Here is a 17,683-nt window from a genome sequence, read left to right as displayed (position 1 = left end):
TAGGAGAATAGCCTCAATACTACGCAAAAAGCAGACACGGTAGTAACTTTACCCACAGATTGCCGACCTGGACGAACGCGTCAGGTTACCCTTATAATGCTTTTCCATTACCGGCCGGCGGTAACCGGGCTGATTAATTCGGCTCCTCTCAGCCCCTCTACATAGGCCGTAATTTTTACTAAACCGGCAACTGCTCCGGTTTTTAACAGGATGGTGGCCGTACCCGCTTCGACGCTGATGGGATTCTGGCCGACGAGTTCGGCGTCGCCCTCCACCCGGAAAATAACGGAATGTGCGGCATCCGGAATCACCGTTCCCCGTTCATCAACAACCGACGCATAGACAAACACCACATCGTTGGCGCTGAGATCCCGGCCGCGCCGGTCTATAGTAAGCCGGAGGCCCTGCGGAGTGCCCGGTGTCTGAACGGTTGTTTCCACCGCAGCAGAACCGTTCAGGTAACCAACGGCTTTCAGCTCGCCGGCGGTAAAGCGGGGGAGCGAAAACGTAAACGGCGGGTGCGCCAGATGAGTAGAACAGTCGTTTTGATCGGGTTTCTGCCGGCCGAGAAATTTCTCGTTCAGGAACAGTTCAACCTCCTCGCAGTTGCTGTAGACAGTTATGTCTCTGGGAGACGTACGGGTCCAGTAATTAGCGATCAAAAGCATGGGTTTGCCGAAGCCCCGGCGGTCGGGCACGGGTCCGTACTGGCTCTGGTAGAAGTAGAACGCGAACTTGGGCAACCGGAAAATATCAGCGATACCAGAGGCTTCCAGGTCGGGCGCATACCCCCGGTTGTAGTCGAACATCAGCCAGTTGGCATCGCCCACAGCCCGGCCGCGCAAATTGTCGTTATGGGCCTCCTGAAAATTAAGCGCCTGTTGCAGCATGCGTTTTTCGCCGGCACCCCGCAGTTGCCTTGACGACCGTTCACCTTCCTTCAGGTTTTTAAACGCCATCTGGTTGAAGCCGGCGTTCTGGGCGTAGTATTCCCAGTCGCCGTATTCGGCAATCAGCAGGGGTTTGTTTTTGTCGTAGTTGTTCCAGTAGTGGGGCGGTTTGGCGTGCTGCCGGGCAGGAATGAACACATCATACACCGAATCCAGCCAGCCGCAGGTATACACATCGCCGAACGGTAGCTCTTCATGGACAGCCTGGTGCGCTTTTTCCATGTACTCCGGCGACATACCCGACTCGTTCAGCGAGGCTTCCCAGAGGATAATACAGGGGTGGTTACGGTCCCGGCGCACCATACCCCGAACATCGGCCAGGCTGTTTTGCTGAAAGGTACTGTCGCCGAAGAACTGCCAGCCCGGAATGGCGTCCATGACCAGGAGACCCAGTTCGTCGCAGGCATCCAGAAAAGCCGAGGCCGGCGGGTAGTGCGAACAGCGCACAAAATTGAAGCCGGCATTCTTAATCTGCCAGGCATCGCGGTAATTGGCATTGTCAGACAGCGCGTAGCCGACATACGGGTACTCCTGATGGCGGTTAGTACCCCGGATGTTCAGCTTTTCGCCGTTCAGGTAAAAGCCGTCGCCGGCAAACCGGAAGGTCCGGATGCCCACCGCCAGTTCCTCCCGGTCGGCAACGCGGCCACTTTGCAACACCTCGACCAGCAGCCGGTACCGGTACGGGTCGGCCGGCGACCACAGCCGGGGTCTCCTGACGCTGATCGTTTGGCTAAACCGGCTGTAGGCTCCCCGCCGTACCGAAACTTCTTTGGAAATAACCAGCCCAACCTGCCGTCCAGCGGAGTCTAACAGTGTTAAGCGCACTTTTGTCAACAAGTTCGTCGGGTGGTCGTTCTTTACCTCCGTCTGTACATGCACCATCGCCAACGCCGGGCTTACCCGCGAATAATAAACCAGCACTCCGCCGGCGGCTTTCCGTCCGGCCTGCACGGCATCCGGAATATGCAGCTTATCGTCAACAATCAGGTAAACATTTCGGTAGAGGCCGCTGTAGTAGTTGAAGTCTAAATCCCTGATAGGCTTGCCGGGCGGAATGGCCGGATTATCCTGGTTGTTGACCCTAACCAGCACACAGTTTTCGGCACCAGCTGTTGCGTACCGGCTGATATCTACCTCAAAGGGCAGGTAGCCGCCGATGTGCTTCAGCAGGTGCCTGCCGTTCAGGTATACATCGGCTTCGTGCATGGCCGCTTCAAAATGGATCGCCAGCCGTTTATTTTTGTCCGCGGCCGAAATGGTGAAGAACTTGCGGTAGAAACCTGTACCCTGCCATTGAGTCCCGGTAATAACCAGCGGTTCAGGCTGTGCCGTATGGGGCAGCGACACCAGCCGCCACGAATTGGCCGGCCCGGCATTCCGGCGAAAGAAATCGGCGGTAACGGTCGTATCAATGTCTTTGACAAACTCCCAGCCGACGTTAAAGTTCAGCGCCTGACTGATAACCGGTTTCGCCGGAACACTGCCGGCTACCGTCTGACTGACGCCATTCAGCAATACCAGCAACCGGAGTAAACAAGATATACGTATTATCATTAATGTGAGTAACCCAGTAAAGGCCTTCTGCTCTTAACTATATTGGTTTGGCTGATGTTGCCAGTACTTAGTGTGTATTACCCATGCCTGTTTTCCTGAGATCAGCGAAAACAGGCATCTACGCTACTATTCACCCCTAACCAGTGACAACGGTTCTGATCAGACAGGCAAAGCAATACACAAAATCAACCAGTACGTCGGTTCCGGCTTTGTTTTTTATAGGGTATCCCAACAGCGCCGGTTTTAATCGTTGAGTGCCTATATTAAAACGAAGCGAGACCGTAACTTTCCTGCTTATATTCGCTTAGAAGGATTTTTTATTCATATGGTAAAAAGTAGTAAGTTTAAGCACTTAACGGTATGTCTTTACTACGCCCAAAATTTCTTCTATTATACAATACGATTTAGTTTTCCCAGAATACCAACACCAACTATATATTTTTATGATAACGCAAAACTTAGCCGTAAAAAATGGAATCACCTTTTGCCGTTACAGAAACTACCATTATTGATTATTACGAGCAATGCCAGGTAGATTATGAAATTATCTGGCACCTGAATACCCACGGGTGTATGCATTATGGTTATTGGGATGCAACTACGCCTAACCTTCGATCGGCCCTGCTAAACATGAATACCAAAGTCGCCGAAATGGCAGGGATTCAAACCAGCGATAAGGTGCTGGATGCAGGCTGTGGTGTTGGGGGCTCTTCGGTCTTTTTGGCATCCCGGTTTGGTTGCCAGGTAGAAGGCATTACCCTCAGCCCTAAGCAGGTAGCCCATGCCCGCCAAAAAGCAATGGCACTCGGCGTTTCTGAAGCGGTTACTTTTTCAGTGGCCAACTACACCAATATGCCTTTTCCGGACTGTTCGTTTGATGTTGTCTGGGCGATAGAAAGTGTTTGCCACGCTGTCGAAAAAAAAGATTTTCTGAAAGAAGCGTACCGGGTACTGAAAAAAGGAGGACGTCTGATCGTTGCCGATTTCTTTAGCAATTATCCTGAAGCGGATGTCACCAAAAGTCAACTGCTGCACAAGTGGGCTCATTCCTGGGCTGTTCCTTCGTTTGAACCCCTTGTGCGCTTTACGCAAAAAGCTGTCGACAGCGGCTTTTCAAATACCCGGTCAGTTGATATTACAGCGCATATAGCCCCCTCTGCCAGGCGGCTATACTACTGTTTTGTGCCAGGCATTATCTGTGATGGAGCCTTACGAATTATTGGTAAACGGACAGCCCTGCATAAAGCCAATGTCTGGTCAACGTATTACCAATACAAAAGCCTAAAGGCAGGTTTATGGTCGTACCACATGCTGATTGCTAATAAATAAAGGCCGATCAATTACCCCAAAGCCTACAATTACGCCTAAAACAATCACTACAAGCCAAAACAAATAAGATGTTGCACAAAACGAAAGTAGCCGTACTCGGCGGGGGCATGGGTGCTATGTCGGCTGTATACGAACTCTTGAAGGCCGATCAATTTGCCGGTAATTACGACATTACTATTTACCAAATGGGTTGGCGCATTGGGGGCAAAGGGGCTAGTGGTCGCGAAAAAGTAAAGAATTCCGTTAACCCTTCCGAAAACAACCAACGCATCCTGGAACACGGTCTTCATGCCTGGTTTGGCTGGTACAGCAATGCCTTTAATCAGTTCAAAGATTGCTACACGCACCTCGACTGGGGTCCGGAGCACCGTTTTAACACCTGGGATAAAGCCTTTACTCCGGAAGACGATGTTGTTGTCATGGAAAACATTGGCAATAACTGGAAGGGAGTGCCAATAACGGTGCCCGCCATACCCGGCGAGCCTGGTGGCCATGAAGAACTTCTTACCCTTGCCGAATACCAGCAATTGCTGGCACAAAAACTGGAAGAGTTCTTTTTTCACCACCCAATCGGCCAAAAAAACGCAGACACATCTATCGACAAAAATACGCTAGAAACGTTCTGGGAAACCCTTAAAGATGGAGTAGACTGGCTGAAGGAAAAAACCCTCCACTTTACAGCCGGGGTGATTATCCGAACCATTAACCGGCTTATTCTTGAGAATAGCTCCAGCTTTTATCAACCGGATCACCCTGTAAAACCCCAAATCATCGCGCTTATCGACAGTTTCGCGAATTGGCTGTATACCAAATTTAGTGAAGCAATGGCCAACGACTGGGAAACAAAAAAATTCTTTACCCTGCTCGATGTCGGCCTGGCTGTTACAAAAGGGTTGATTAAAGACCATGTAGTGCATAAAGGCCTTAATTCAATTAATAACGTAGATTTCAAAGAATGGCTAAAACGTCATGGTGCTACAGATGTAACCCTTAACTCGTTCTGGGTGCGTACTGTCTATGACAGTTGCTTTGCGTATCGTAAGGGGATTAAGGAGTACCCCGATCTGGAAGCCGGCGTCGCCCTGCGTATCTGCTTTGGTATTGCGTTTGGCAGCAAAGGACATTGGCTGTGGAAAATGAATGCCGGTATGGGCGATACCATATTCTCTCCCTATTATACCGTACTGAAAAAACTAGGGGTACGGTTTGAGTTTTTTCATAAAGTAAAAGCGCTTACGTTATCGGCAGATAAAGGTTCAGTCTCGGAGATTATCCTGGAGCGGCAGGCTATTGTAAAGCCGGAGTATGAACCGGAAGGCTACCAGCCCACCTTTAATGTAGGTGGTGTAGACTGCTGGCCTGCTGCTCCGCTTTATGATCAACTGGTAGAAGGCGAAGCCATGCAACAGCTAGCCGCAGCGGGTAAAAATGTGTCGCTGGAGTCGTTCTGGTCTGAGTGGCCAGGTTGTGCGGATGAAAGCAAACGAAACGTAGTGCTGAAAAAAAGGGGGGAAGAAGGCACCGGCGATTTTGACCTCATTATCCTGAATATTCCTATTGCCGCGCACATACATATATGTCCCGAACTGATTCAGCAAAATCCACACTGGCTGGACAGTATTGTAAACGTAAATACCAATCAAACCTTCTCCACCCAACTCTGGCTTACCAAAACCTGCGAACAGCTGGGCTGGAAATTCAAGTCCAGCATAATGACTGCTTTCTGGGAACCGGTTGACACATTTGCTGATATGTCGCATCTGTTGCAAGCGGAAAACTGGAATCTCGAGACCGGTCCGAAGCAAATTACCTATTTGGTAGGTCCGTTTCCCGAACAGCCTGTGATTCCCCCTGCCGGTCAGCATACGTTTCCGGATTATATGAACGCTGTTGTGAAGGATGTCTCCCTAGACTACCTTGAAAAATACATAAAATGGATATTTCCCGGCTCGGAGCAGGGCGGTCAGTTTGCATGGACTGATCTACTGGATTTTGGGAAGGGAGTGGGTCCGGAACGTTTCAACGCGCAGTACTGGCGGGTCAACGTAGATCCGTGGGAACGCTACACCCTCTCTACGAAAGGAAGCTCTGCCTACCGGATGCGGGTCGATGAGTCAGGGTATAGCAATTTATTTTTTACCGGCGACTGGACAGACAACGGTGTCAATGCAGGCTGTATCGAAGCTTGTGTGGTTTCAGGGATTCGTTGTGCTACGGCCATCACCGGAACAGACATACCGGTCATTGGTGACAACGGATTGTTTCAAATGCAATAAAAGCCATTCTAAGCCTTTACACTATGGAGAATAATTCTGCAACTGCTACAAAACCGTCGGCCAAAAAGATAGCCGTACTGGGAGGAGGGCCTGCCGCCATGGCGGCAGTTTACTACATGCTGGCGGCCAATAATTGGGATAAGAGCAAGCTCGATATAACCGTATATCAGCTTGGCTGGCGGCTGGGAGGTAAATGCGCCAGCGGCCGCAACCTAAAGGCGCATGCCCGGGTAGAAGAGCATGGCATACACTTTTGGTTTGGTGCTTATCACAACTCTTTTCGCTGGATAGATGATTGTTATGCCCGCCTGCAGCAAACCGGATATAAACCTAAACCCTGGCATGAAGCGCTTATCCCCTGCCCTTCTTATATTGGCTATGAGAACCTGCAAATGAACCGCTGGGATGCCTGGAAAATAAGCCCTCATACCTGGAATATACCCCCCGAAAAAAACCTGGTACCCGATAGCCAGCACAAAGATTTTACATACTACCTGGCAGATTACGTTATTGCTGCCCTGAAGCTGATCATTCAAACCGTAGAAGAGGAGAAGAACAATCTGGTTAAAATACCGAAAACAGTGGCGCAACACCTGGTTGAGTGGCTGGAAGAAGATCATCAAAACAATACCGACAAGGTAGTTACGCGGCTGAAAAGTGTACATGACCAATTCACCCGGCTGGCAGAGATCAACACGTTTCAAAAGAACCATCCGTTAGTGACAGGCCTGCTGAACGAAACAGAAACACTCCTTTCCTTTATCGGCGACGTTTTTAGTTCCTATCTGGAAGAACACCAGATTCTGCGACGTATATTTGTTATCGTTGACCTCGGTCTTACGATACTAAACGGCCTGCTTACGGATAATGTGTTTCATCAGGGATTAGACTCCCTGAATGAGATCGACTTTATTCAGTGGCTGCGCAGCCACGGCGCTTCCGAAGTGACGTTGAGCAATACCCTGGTTACCTCCTACTATGATGGTGCCTTTGCATACCGGGACGGCGATAAGCGGTTTCCCAACTCTGAAGCCGGCACTACCCTGAAAGGCATTCTTGTTGCGTTGCTTACCAATGACAAAAGCATGTTCTTCAAATTCAGGGGAAGTATGGCTGAAGTTGTGTTTACGCCCTACTACCTGCTGCTAAAGGAGTTTGGGGTAAAGTTTAAATTCTTTCATAAGGTAAAAGAGCTGCACGTATCGGCCGATAAGAAGCGGATCGACCGCATCGACATTGAAAAGCAGGTAACCCTCAAGTCGGGCGATGACAAGTATGATCCACTGGTTGACGTAAAAGGCATAAAGTGCTGGCCTTCCGAACCTAAGTATGACCTCATCGTTGAAGGTGAAGAACTGGAGAAACGAAGCCAGGCCGAAAATGTCAACCTTGAATCTTTCTGGACGGCCTGGACTGGTAAGGAAACCGTTACCTTGCAGGATGGCAAAGACTTTGATGAAGTAATTTTTGGCATCTCTGTCGGCTCAATTCCGTACCTCTGTACCGAATTGATCGAAGCGAACGAGAACTGGCGCAGGATGGTAGGTGCCATTGAAACGGTGCCCACGCAGTCTTTACAACTATGGACCAACCGCAGCGCCAGTGACCTGGGCTGGGCTTTCCCCGACGTGAGCATCTATACAACCTACCATGAACCGCTGAGTACGTGCTGTATGAACCCCGACTTGGTAGCCCTGGAAGACTGGCCGGTGAATAACACACCGAAGAGTGTATTGTTCTTTACGGGTGTTTTCAGAGATGCCGCTCAGGTACCACCACCAGGTTTTTCAGTATTCCCGCAGTATATGTATTACCGGGTAGCCGGCCAATTCATCGAATTTCTGGTGAAACATATAGAGGTGCCTTTTCCACGGGTAAAACCCTCCAGAGGATTGAGTCAATGGTTTAACTGGTTTTTATTGCACGACAGCCGGCCACAGATGGGAATAAACCGCTTGTATTCGCAGTATATGAGAGCCAATATCGATCCGTCGGAGCGGTATGTGCTTTCGGTGACGGGCAGTTCGAAATACCGGTTAAAAACAGATGAAACAGGCTTTGAAAATTTGTACATTACAGGCGATTGGATTGCCACACCCCTAAATTCAGGTTGTTTTGAAGGAGCGATGATGGCGGGCATTGCCACCGCACGGGCTATTACCAAAGTCCCTTTAACCATCATTGGTGAATATGCCGTCAAAACACACGAGTCTGAATGAAATAAGACAGATAACTTGATGAAAGGCTGATAACTCCTCTTCGCGATGGTAACCTACCAGAATAAGAAACCAAAGTTCCGGGCAGAGAACACTGTCTTTTACGAAGCGATTGAGGACAGCACCCAGCAGAAAGTATTTGTGCAGGAAATAGAAGACAGCTACTACTCGCTGGACGAACTGGTAAGTTTAAAAAACGACTACGAAATCACGCACGATCTGCCGGTCACTGGTGTCCTGAAAAGTCTTGAACTAGTGAAAATGCAACACAGCATTGCCCTGGTAAAAGAGTATTTCAATGGTATCCCACTCTCCGAATTTATCACTGACCGGCGCTTGCCTATAACCGATTGCCTGACGATTGGTATAGAAATGGCTCGCGTCATAGAGCAGATTCATGCGCAGCAGATCATTCATAAAGGCATAAATCCCGCTAATTTTATTATCGATCCAGATACCCTTCAGCTTAGGTTATTTAATTTTAGTACAGCCACCCTGCTGCACAAAGAACAGGTCGAGATTAACAGGTTCGAACGGGTAAAAGGTTCGCTGTTCTACATCTCGCCGGAGCAAACCGGCCGTATGAACCGGAGCGTCGACTATCGGACCGACCTGTATTCGCTGGGAGTTACCCTGTACCACTTGTTTTGCGGGCAACTGCCGTTCCGGTACCAGCAGGTAACGGAACTGGTACACGCTCACCTGGCCAAGCAACCCGAAGAGCTCTGTATACTAAACCCCAATATACCGTATCCGCTGTCCGCTATTGTTATGAAGCTGCTGGCAAAAAATGCCGAAGACCGCTACCAAAGCGCCAAGAGCCTAAAAAGCGATCTGCAGCAATGCCTCCACCTATACCAGCAAACCGGAGCCATCACCGCCTTTGTTCCTGGTAAAGACGAGTTGTCTTCGACTTTTTCCATTTCAGAAAAGTTATATGGCCGCCGGCAGGAAATTCAGCAATTGAACGATATGTTGGATAAAGCCCGAAATGGGTCTGTCGAGCTGATGCTGATTGCCGGTTACTCGGGTGTAGGCAAAACCCGCCTGATCAACGAAATTCATAAACCGATCGCGAAAGAAAACGGCTATTTCACCTCGGGTAAATTTGACCAGTATAACCGTAATAATCCATATAGCGCCATCGCTAACGCCTTTGGTAGCCTGATCCGGCAGTTTCTTACCGAAAGTCCTGCTGAGTTTACCAACTGGCAGAAAACAGTTGCTGCCGCGCTGGATGGCGACGGCCAGGTCTTGATTGATGTCATACCGGAGCTGGAGCTATTGATCGGCAAACAACAATCTGCCTTAAAACTAGGCTTCAGCGAAACCCAGGACCGTTTTTTCAAACTATTTACACGGTTTATTCAGGCTATAGCTACGGAAGCCAATCCTCTGGTTGTTTTCATCGACGACTTACAGTGGGCTGATTCCGGGTCGCTGGAACTCTTGTACACGCTATTGACTGAACCTGAATTAAGGCATGTTCTGTTAATAGGTGCCTACCGGGATAATGAAGTAACGCCAATAACTCCATCCCATCCTTTAATGCTGATGCTGGAGCGGCTATCCGGAATACGTAAAGCGGTAATCACTCTCACCTTAAATGAATTAAATAAAGAAGAAGTAAACCAGCTGATTGCCGACTCACTGCACCGTGAGGCTGAAAGCACCTATGAGCTAACTGCCCAGGTAATGAAGAAAACAGGCGGAAATCCTTTTTTTATCAACCAGTTTTTGCTGAAGCTGGTGCAGGAAGATCTCATCTATTTTGATAGTACAATAGGCACCTGGCAATGGAATCTGGGTGGCATTAGCAGCATGAATATTACCGACAATGTAGTCGATCTGGTGGTAACAAAAATTCAAACGCTCTCTTCCGCTACGCAACATGTTCTAAAGCTGGCATCCTGTATAGGAAACAGGTTTGACCTGGACACTCTTTCTCTAATCAGTGAAAAAGAAAAATTCCGGGTAACTCGATTATTATGGGAGGCTATAAAAGAAGAGCTACTGACACCCGTAAACCAGCGTTCCCAGCATTTCAATGATCAGCTTTGGGTAGAGCTTGACGTAAAAGACTATTCCGGAAATGCAGTTTTCAAATTCAGCCATGACCGTATTCAGCAAGCTGCTTATTCCCTGATTGCCAACAACGAAAAAAAGATTACTCATTTACATATCGGCAGGCTACTGCGCAGGAACCTGGACCCCAAAAAATTAAATGATACAGTGTTCGATGTGGTTGTGCATTTCAATTCCGCTGCGGATCTGATTACAGACAGGGAAGAAAGAATAGCCGTTGCCCAGCTTAACTACATAGCCGCCGAACGGGCCAAGAACGCCAACTCATATCAGCCTGCCCTGCTTTATTACCGCACAGGTATGGCGTTTATTAGCCAGGCAGATGCCCCGGCACTGTATAGTGATTTCTTGATTGCCAGGTCTGAGTGTGAGTACTTTTGTGGTAACTATGCTGCAGCGGAAGAGACATTTGACGCAGCCTTCTCAAACGCCCATGACGATCTTGGGAAAGCGGAAATACTGGCGCGGAAAATGCAGCTTTACGAGAACACCAGCCGCCACACAGAAGCGATCAGAACAGCATTAAAAGGCTTGAACCTGCTGGGCATTCATCTGCCCGAAAAACCTGGTACTATAAGTATTACGGTTGAGTTACTAAAAGTAAAATATTTTTTACGTAACAAATCCATAGATGATTTAAAGGATGCTCCTAACCTGACTTCGCCTAAATTAATTCTGGCGATGAAGATTCTGATGAATCTATGGGGTCCGGCTTATTTACATAACCAAAACCTGCTGGCATTATCTATTCTCCGAATGGTAAATATCTCAGCCCGTTTTGGCAATTCACCACCATCGGCACTGGCGTACAGCTTTTATGGATTTGTTTGTTGTGCCCAGCTAAACGATATAAAAAATGGGTATGATTACGGAAAGCTCGGACTGTGGCTGAACGAAAAATTTGACGATAAAACGCTCCGCTCAAAAGTATACGTTATATATGGTGGTTGCATTGCACACTGGCATGACAACTTTAATGATACTCTTGATTATTTACGAAAAGCACACGAAGTAGGTATTGAAGCGAATGATTTAATCTATGCCGGGTACGCATTAAATTTTTTGACTAAAAATCAGTTTCTCGGAGGAGAAGACCTGGACACTGTATACGGTAGTATGAAACGTTGCCTTCATTTTGGCCGTCAGGTATATCATCTTACAACATTGCATCATTTGCTTGTAGAAGCGCGTCAGATTTGCGCGTTGATGGGCATACCCGAAGATCCGGCAGTGTTTATGGATTCCACTAACGTATCCACGCACATGGAGCAACTGATAGCGTTTGCGGAGAAAGATGGCGTACCATTGCCCCTCACGGCTCATTATATATACCAGGCCGAGCTTTGTTACCTGTTTGGTGAATATGAGCAGGCGCTGGCGTACTTTGAAAAAGGCGAAAAAAGCATTGCCTCTATGTTAGGCCTTGTTGAAGAAGCCCGGCTCAGTTTCTTTCTGTCCCTAACCCTGCTGGCACTATGCAGAGAAAACAAAATAACCCAGAAGGAAGCCCTGGGCAAAGTAAAAGCGCATCAGAAAAGAATGCGAAAATGGGCTGACAACGCCAAAGGAAATTTCAAAGCGAAATACCTCCTGGTCGCTGCCGAAGAAGCTGCTATCCGGAATCAATTTGCCAACGCTTCTCATCTTTTTAGAGAAGCTAAAGCAGCCGCCGAAACCAGCAATATTATACAGGATATCGCCCTGATAAATGAACAGGCCGGCACTTTTTATAAGCAGCAGGGCCTTGATGAAATCGGCAATAGCCTGCTCGGGGAAGCCATAATCAACTATATGCACTGGGGTGCTAAGGCCAAGGCAAATCAACTGAAAGCGAAGTATCCGCAAAAAGCTGTACTTACCCCTACTAGCTTGCCTTCTATTGCTGACGCATTCCCAATTACCTCTACATCATCCATCGACCTTCAAAGCATTTTTAAGGCAGCAACGGTCATATCAGGTGAGGTCGTTTTTGAAAAGCTGCTCGAAAAGCTGCTCAGGATTGTACTGGAAAATGCAGGTGCGGAAACGGGCATTATTATCCTCGAAAAAAACGGCAGCCTCGTTGCTGTAGCTGAAAGTTCCATAGAGCTGGAAACGGTTACGCATTTAGACGACATACCAGTAAACAGGATAGAAAACCTGCCGCAGTCTATTGTGCAATTTGTTTATCATACGTTAGAGACACTCATCGTCAGCAATGCGCATAACGATATGCGATTTGCAAAAGACCCGTACCTGAATGCAAAAAAACCAAAGTCTATATTATGCCAGCCTATTTTGCAGCATGGCAACGTTATTGCCATTATTTACCTGGAAAATAACTTAGCAGTTGATGTGTTTACACCAGCACGCTTTGAAGTATTGAAACTATTATCTGGTCAGATTGCCGTTTCGGTACAAAATGCGCTGTTGTATAAAAAAGAGTTAGAACTGAGTCGGGCCTATCAACGGTTTGTACCAGTCGATTTTTTGAGCGCTTTGGGCCATCAGAGTATTTTACAGGTAAAGCTCGGAGATAGTATCGACAAAGATATGACAGTAATGTTTTGTGATATCCGGTCCTTTACCAGCATCTCCGAAAGATTAACCCCCAAAGAAAGCTTTGACTTAATTAACGAGTATTTAGCGCTGGTTGGTCCGATCGTACGTAATAACAATGGATTCATCAATCATTATTTAGGTGATGGTTTTATTGCTTTATTTAAAGATAACCCGGTAGATGCCCTTCGTGCCACCATCGAGATTAACAATAAGCTGGCCATATACAATAGTGGCCGTATTAATACGAATAACTATCCATTAATTTTAGGCACCGGGCTGCATACAGGCCATATAAGTATGGGTATTATTGGTGATAATGAGCGCCACGACGCTAATGTTATTTCTGATGCAGTAAATATATCATCACGGCTGGAAGGTTTAACCAAACATTTTGGTGTTCGGACAATTCTAAGCGAAGAAACGTTATCACGAATACCGGATACGTATGAATTTCTCTTTCGTTTCCTGGGCAGAGTCAAAGTAAAGGGTAAAGAGAAAGTATTGGTAATTTATGAAATGGTGAATGCCGAAGAAGCCGAAATCCGAAAGAGAAAGCAGCAGAATCTGAACACGTATCAAAAAGGAATTAATGCTTACTATAGTAAAAATTTTGATGAGGCTATTCTGGCATTTAAGCAGGTGCTTTCCCAAAACCCTGATGATATACCAGCCAGGCTCTATTTACAACGAGCAGAAAGGTTAATAGCTATGCCGCTGCCCTCAGATTGGGATGGTATTGAGCAAATGCTGGAAAAATAAACAACTTTATATGCGTTGACTTTCTACTCGACATCGAAGCCGCTGGACTTTGGACCCAAAGGAGCTCTTCCGGAGTTCATTAAGCATGAACATATAGAAAGCATGCACCTTTTCTACAAATGTCAATATAGCAGCTAACGACCATTCACATTAACGGGTTCTGGCATCGTTTCCCGATTCTGATTATCCAGCCGCTTCAGATTTACGTTCTCGACGGGGCGAATCACCAGTGGCACCTTTTCTACTTTGACGGAGCTGCTGTCCAGACCAAACCAGCGGTCTTCAGACGTGGTAAAGCCTTTGATAAAGAAATACAGGTTCATGATAATCCGCTCCTTTAGTGGCAGGTCGTTTTCAAAGGAAAGGAACTTCTCCAGCACCACAAAGCGGAAATCGCCGATCACGTTCTGGCGGTGGAGCGACTCGTAGCGGCTGGTAATATCCACTTCCTTATTCTTTACCATGTCTTCGATTACCTTCCGGAAGAACAGATTGATGCGCTGCTCGACCCGAAACCCTAGCCGAAAAGTTATCTTATAACAGTCGTCGGGGGCGATAGTGTTGACCTTGTACTCCATCGTATACGGATCATCGGTAGTATCGACGTGAACGAACCAGTAAATATCCGCCCGCTTCGGCCGTTTCTGAAAGATGGAGTAGATGATTTTGGATTCAATCTCCGACTGCCGGGCCGCATTACTCATAAACACCAGGTGGGTGGCGTATTTGGGAATGCTGATGTCGCGGCTCAGTTCTTTGATAGCCTGTACATACTGATCGATGCGAACGTATTCCGTCAACCGCAGCTTGATGTGGAAGGCGTGCAGCCAGATATACATCACCGAGGCAATAGCGGCCCCGATCACCAGCGATACCCAACCGCCATGCGGGAACTTGCTCAGGTTGGCCACCAGAAAAGAGCCTTCAATGGCGAGGTAAACCGCCAGAAACAACACCACAGCCCAGCCGCTGTATTTCCTGGAATACAGGTAATACGCCATCAGCATGGTAGTCATAAGCATGGTCAGCGTAATGGCCAGCCCGTAAGCGGCCTCCATATTCGACGACTCCCGGAAGTACAGCACAATGCCGACGCAACCAGCCCAGAGCAGCAAATTCACGCTCGGGACAAACAACTGCCCTTTTTTGACGGTCGGATAACGCAGGCGCACCTTCGGCCAGAAATTGAGCCGGATGGCTTCGCTGATGAGCGTAAAGGAGCCGCTGATCAGGGCCTGGCTGGCAATTACCGTGGCCGCCGTAGCTATTGCCACGCCGATGATGACAAACCAATCGGGCATGATCGAGTAGAATGGCCGGCGGTCGCCCAGAGCCTCCCCGGCTATGGTGGTCAGCCAGGCACCCTGCCCAAAGTAGTTCAGCAGCAGGCAGGTCTTCACGAATACCCAGCTTACCCGGATGTTACCCCGGCCGCAGTGCCCCAGGTCGGAATAGAGGGCCTCGGCTCCGGTCGTACAGAGGAATACCGCCCCCAGCAGCCAGAAACCACCGGGATACTGCGTCAGCAGCCACCAGGCATAGTACGGATTGAGGGACGCCAGCACCGACGGCGCTACCACAATCTGCGAAATGCCCAGCACGGCCAGCATGGTAAACCAGATCAGCATGATCGGGCCAAAGGCCGTACCAACTACGCTGGTGCCAAAGGCCTGCACCAGAAATAGTACCGTCAGAATGGCGATGACGATAGGCACGGTGGGAATATTTGGGTACAGAATCCGTAGCCCTTCAATGGCCGACGAAACTGAGATGGGGGGCGTAATAATCCCGTCGGCCAGCAGGGCGCTGCCGCCGATGATAGCCGGCACCGTGAGCCAGCGGGCGTGCCGCCGGACCAGCGCAAATAAGGCAAAAATCCCACCCTCTCCCCGGTTGTCGGCCCGCAGGATAAGGATCACGTACTTGACGGTTGTCTGGAGGGTAAGGGTCCAGAAAATACAGGAGAGCGCTCCGCGTATAACTTCTTCCCGGATGAGTTGGGTCGGTCCGAGGATGGCCGTGAGTACGTACAGCGGTGAGGTACCAATGTCGCCGAAGATAATACCCATTGCAACTAGTAAACCTCCCGCCGTAACGCGGTCCATGTGCTGTTTATCTTGCATTTTTTTCAGGTTGTTGTATTCACGTTTGTGTATAGGATGCAGCCGTTTCAGGCCACCGGCAGGCGGAAATAAAAAGCGGCTCCGTCGGTAATGTCCGGCGCAATGCCGATTTCGCCCTGCATAGAGGTTATAAAATCTTTCGAGATGGCTAAGCCCAGTCCGGTACCGCTAACCGGGCCGGCAGTAGTTGCCTGGCTGTTGGTATCCCGGTAAAACCGGTCGAATACCCGGTCGCGAAGCTCGGGCCGTATACCGTTGCCGTAGTCCCGAACGCAAAACTCAACCGACCCCTGATTCTGCCGGGCCGTAATTTCAACCGGATTGTTCTCGGGGCTGTGCCGGACGGCATTCGACAAAAAATTGATCAGCACCCACGAGGCCTTGTCCGGATCAGCTTTTACCAGTGGGAGGCCGGCCGGTACCTGCACGTCAAAACGAACATTTTTTTGCTCGGCTGGCACCCGCACCGCCGACGTTGCCACCGCCACAATATCCGAAGCTGGTACAGGCTCGATCCGGAGCTGGATCTGCCCCGACTCGACCTGGGCCAGATTGAGTAGTTCACCCGTGATGTGCAGAAGCCGGTCGGCATCATCGCGCACCAGGTCTACCAGTTGCTGCTGCTCCTCATTGAGCGGACCAATGCGCCTGTCTTCCAGAAGTTTCAGGCTCAGTTTGATTCCGGAAATGGGGGTTTTCAGTTCGTGCGAGACGGTAGCAATAAAATTGGTTCGGGCCTGGTCGCGCTCCTGGTAAGGCGTTACATTGGACAGAACAATCACGTAACCCGCCGGTATTGGTGTTTCTTCGCCGGTACGGGTAAGGGTGACCAGATGCGTTTGTTTCCGAAAATAACTTTCCTTGCCTTGGTCGGGAATTTTAAGCAGCCGGCTGTCTTCATCCGGTGAGGTACTGGTCATCAGGTCGTGAATCAGCGTCCGGGCTACATCATTGACAGAGGCTATATCGGGCGCGTACGTGCCGACCAGATCGCCTTCGGTCATGCCCAGTAACCGGCAAGCTACCGGATTGGCAAACAGGACCCGTTTGCTCTCGTCGAGCCCGATAATACCGTCGGGCATAAGCTGGATCAGGGTATCGATCCGCTTTTTCTCGAACAGCAGCTTAGCCAGGCTGGAGTGCTCATATTCATTGAGTTTCTGCGCCATTGAGTTGAACGACCGGGCCAGTTCGCCAAACTCATCGTCGGACTGGAAGTGCAGGCGCTCTTCAAAATTACGGCTGGCAATCTGCCTGATACTTTGGGTCAGTTCCCGCAGGGGGTTGGCAATGTAGCCGGGAAAATACAGGATAAACGACAGCACCAGCAGAAAACACAATGTCCCTACGGCCGCCAGCCACCACAGTGCTTCACGGGCGGTTTGCCGGGCCGTATTGTTTTTCCGGAACATGGCCTGCCGGTTAATGTCGTCGAGTTGCAGCAGCGTATTGCGGATGCGGCTGCGGGTGAGCGAGTCCACCGCTCCGGCCTGCAGCCGGTCAAAATCGCGGCTGAGGGCCTCGATCAACTCCTGCTCCCCTTCTTCGGTAATGTTTTGTTCCTGCTTGCGCAGGCTTTGCGCAAAGGTGCTCAGCGCGGCCGGGTCGGCGTTTAGAGCGGCCAGCGCCTTCTGCATGATACTGGTGTATTGCAGCGAGAGGTAGTTATTCTCCAGGATCGCCCGGGAGTCGTTGGCGAGTTGATTCAGGTAAAAAGCCCCCAGACCCGTCAGCAGTAGGATAATGGAAAACAGAAACGTTAACCCGAGAAATAACTTGGTTTTAATGGTCATAGCAACGGCTGGCTATCGGGCATAAATCCCAAAACAGGCCAGCCGTTGTATTGT

General features: G+C 49.2%; 7 protein-coding genes. 4 read left to right on the top strand and 3 right to left on the bottom strand.

Features of this window, described 5'->3' with window-relative positions; genetic code table 11:
• Positions 1 to 107 precede the first annotated feature (107 nt).
• Entirely contained in the window at positions 108 to 2,507 is a 2,400-nt protein-coding gene (locus ABD931_RS23865; protein ID WP_345270532.1) for a glycoside hydrolase family 2 protein, read from the bottom strand.
• 471 nt (positions 2,508 to 2,978) lie between these two features.
• Here ABD931_RS23865 and ABD931_RS23860 point away from each other — a divergent pair, with 471 nt between their 5' ends.
• From ABD931_RS23860 to ABD931_RS23845, 4 genes are all read left to right on the top strand, one after another.
• Complete coding sequence (locus tag ABD931_RS23860; RefSeq protein WP_345270531.1) at positions 2,979 to 3,836, top strand: methyltransferase domain-containing protein; 858 nt, start codon at positions 2,979 to 2,981, stop codon at positions 3,834 to 3,836.
• A gap of 68 nt (positions 3,837 to 3,904) precedes the next feature.
• Positions 3,905 to 6,112, top strand: a complete 2,208-nt coding sequence (locus tag ABD931_RS23855; RefSeq protein ID WP_345270530.1) for an FAD-dependent oxidoreductase — start codon at positions 3,905 to 3,907, stop codon at positions 6,110 to 6,112.
• Positions 6,113 to 6,135: 23 nt separating this feature from the next.
• The gene (locus tag ABD931_RS23850; protein ID WP_345270529.1) at positions 6,136 to 8,331 is read left to right on the top strand and encodes an NAD(P)-binding protein; all 2,196 of its coding nucleotides are present in this window, start codon (positions 6,136 to 6,138) and stop codon (positions 8,329 to 8,331) included.
• A gap of 45 nt (positions 8,332 to 8,376) precedes the next feature.
• Entirely contained in the window at positions 8,377 to 13,713 is a 5,337-nt protein-coding gene (locus ABD931_RS23845; RefSeq protein ID WP_345270528.1) for an AAA family ATPase, read from the top strand.
• Between the two features lie 134 nt (positions 13,714 to 13,847).
• Here ABD931_RS23845 and ABD931_RS23840 read toward each other — a convergent pair whose 3' ends face one another.
• On the bottom strand, positions 13,848 to 15,836 hold the full coding sequence (locus ABD931_RS23840; RefSeq protein ID WP_345270527.1) for a KUP/HAK/KT family potassium transporter: 1,989 nt from the start codon (positions 15,834 to 15,836) through the stop codon (positions 13,848 to 13,850).
• A gap of 47 nt (positions 15,837 to 15,883) precedes the next feature.
• On the bottom strand, positions 15,884 to 17,629 hold the full coding sequence (locus ABD931_RS23835) for a sensor histidine kinase (protein WP_345270526.1): 1,746 nt from the start codon (positions 17,627 to 17,629) through the stop codon (positions 15,884 to 15,886).
• Positions 17,630 to 17,683: the final 54 nt, after the last annotated feature.

Origin of the sequence: Nibrella viscosa (assembly GCF_039541875.1) — a bacterium.
Taxonomy (GTDB): domain Bacteria; phylum Bacteroidota; class Bacteroidia; order Cytophagales; family Spirosomataceae; genus Nibrella; species Nibrella viscosa.
This window is presented reverse-complemented; position numbering and strand designations above follow the sequence as displayed.

Bases quoted from the DNA above. Each gene is read 5' to 3' on its own strand.
- ABD931_RS23865 (WP_345270532.1), bottom strand. From the start codon at position 2,507: ATGATAATACGTATATCTTGTTTACTCCGGTTGCTGGTATTGCTGAAT.
- ABD931_RS23860 (WP_345270531.1), top strand. From the start codon at position 2,979: ATGGAATCACCTTTTGCCGTTACAGAAACTACCATTATTGATTATTAC.
- ABD931_RS23855 (WP_345270530.1), top strand. From the start codon at position 3,905: ATGTTGCACAAAACGAAAGTAGCCGTACTCGGCGGGGGCATGGGTGCT.
- ABD931_RS23850 (WP_345270529.1), top strand. From the start codon at position 6,136: ATGGAGAATAATTCTGCAACTGCTACAAAACCGTCGGCCAAAAAGATA.
- ABD931_RS23845 (WP_345270528.1), top strand. From the start codon at position 8,377: ATGGTAACCTACCAGAATAAGAAACCAAAGTTCCGGGCAGAGAACACT.
- ABD931_RS23840 (WP_345270527.1), bottom strand. From the start codon at position 15,836: ATGCAAGATAAACAGCACATGGACCGCGTTACGGCGGGAGGTTTACTA.
- ABD931_RS23835 (WP_345270526.1), bottom strand. From the start codon at position 17,629: ATGACCATTAAAACCAAGTTATTTCTCGGGTTAACGTTTCTGTTTTCC.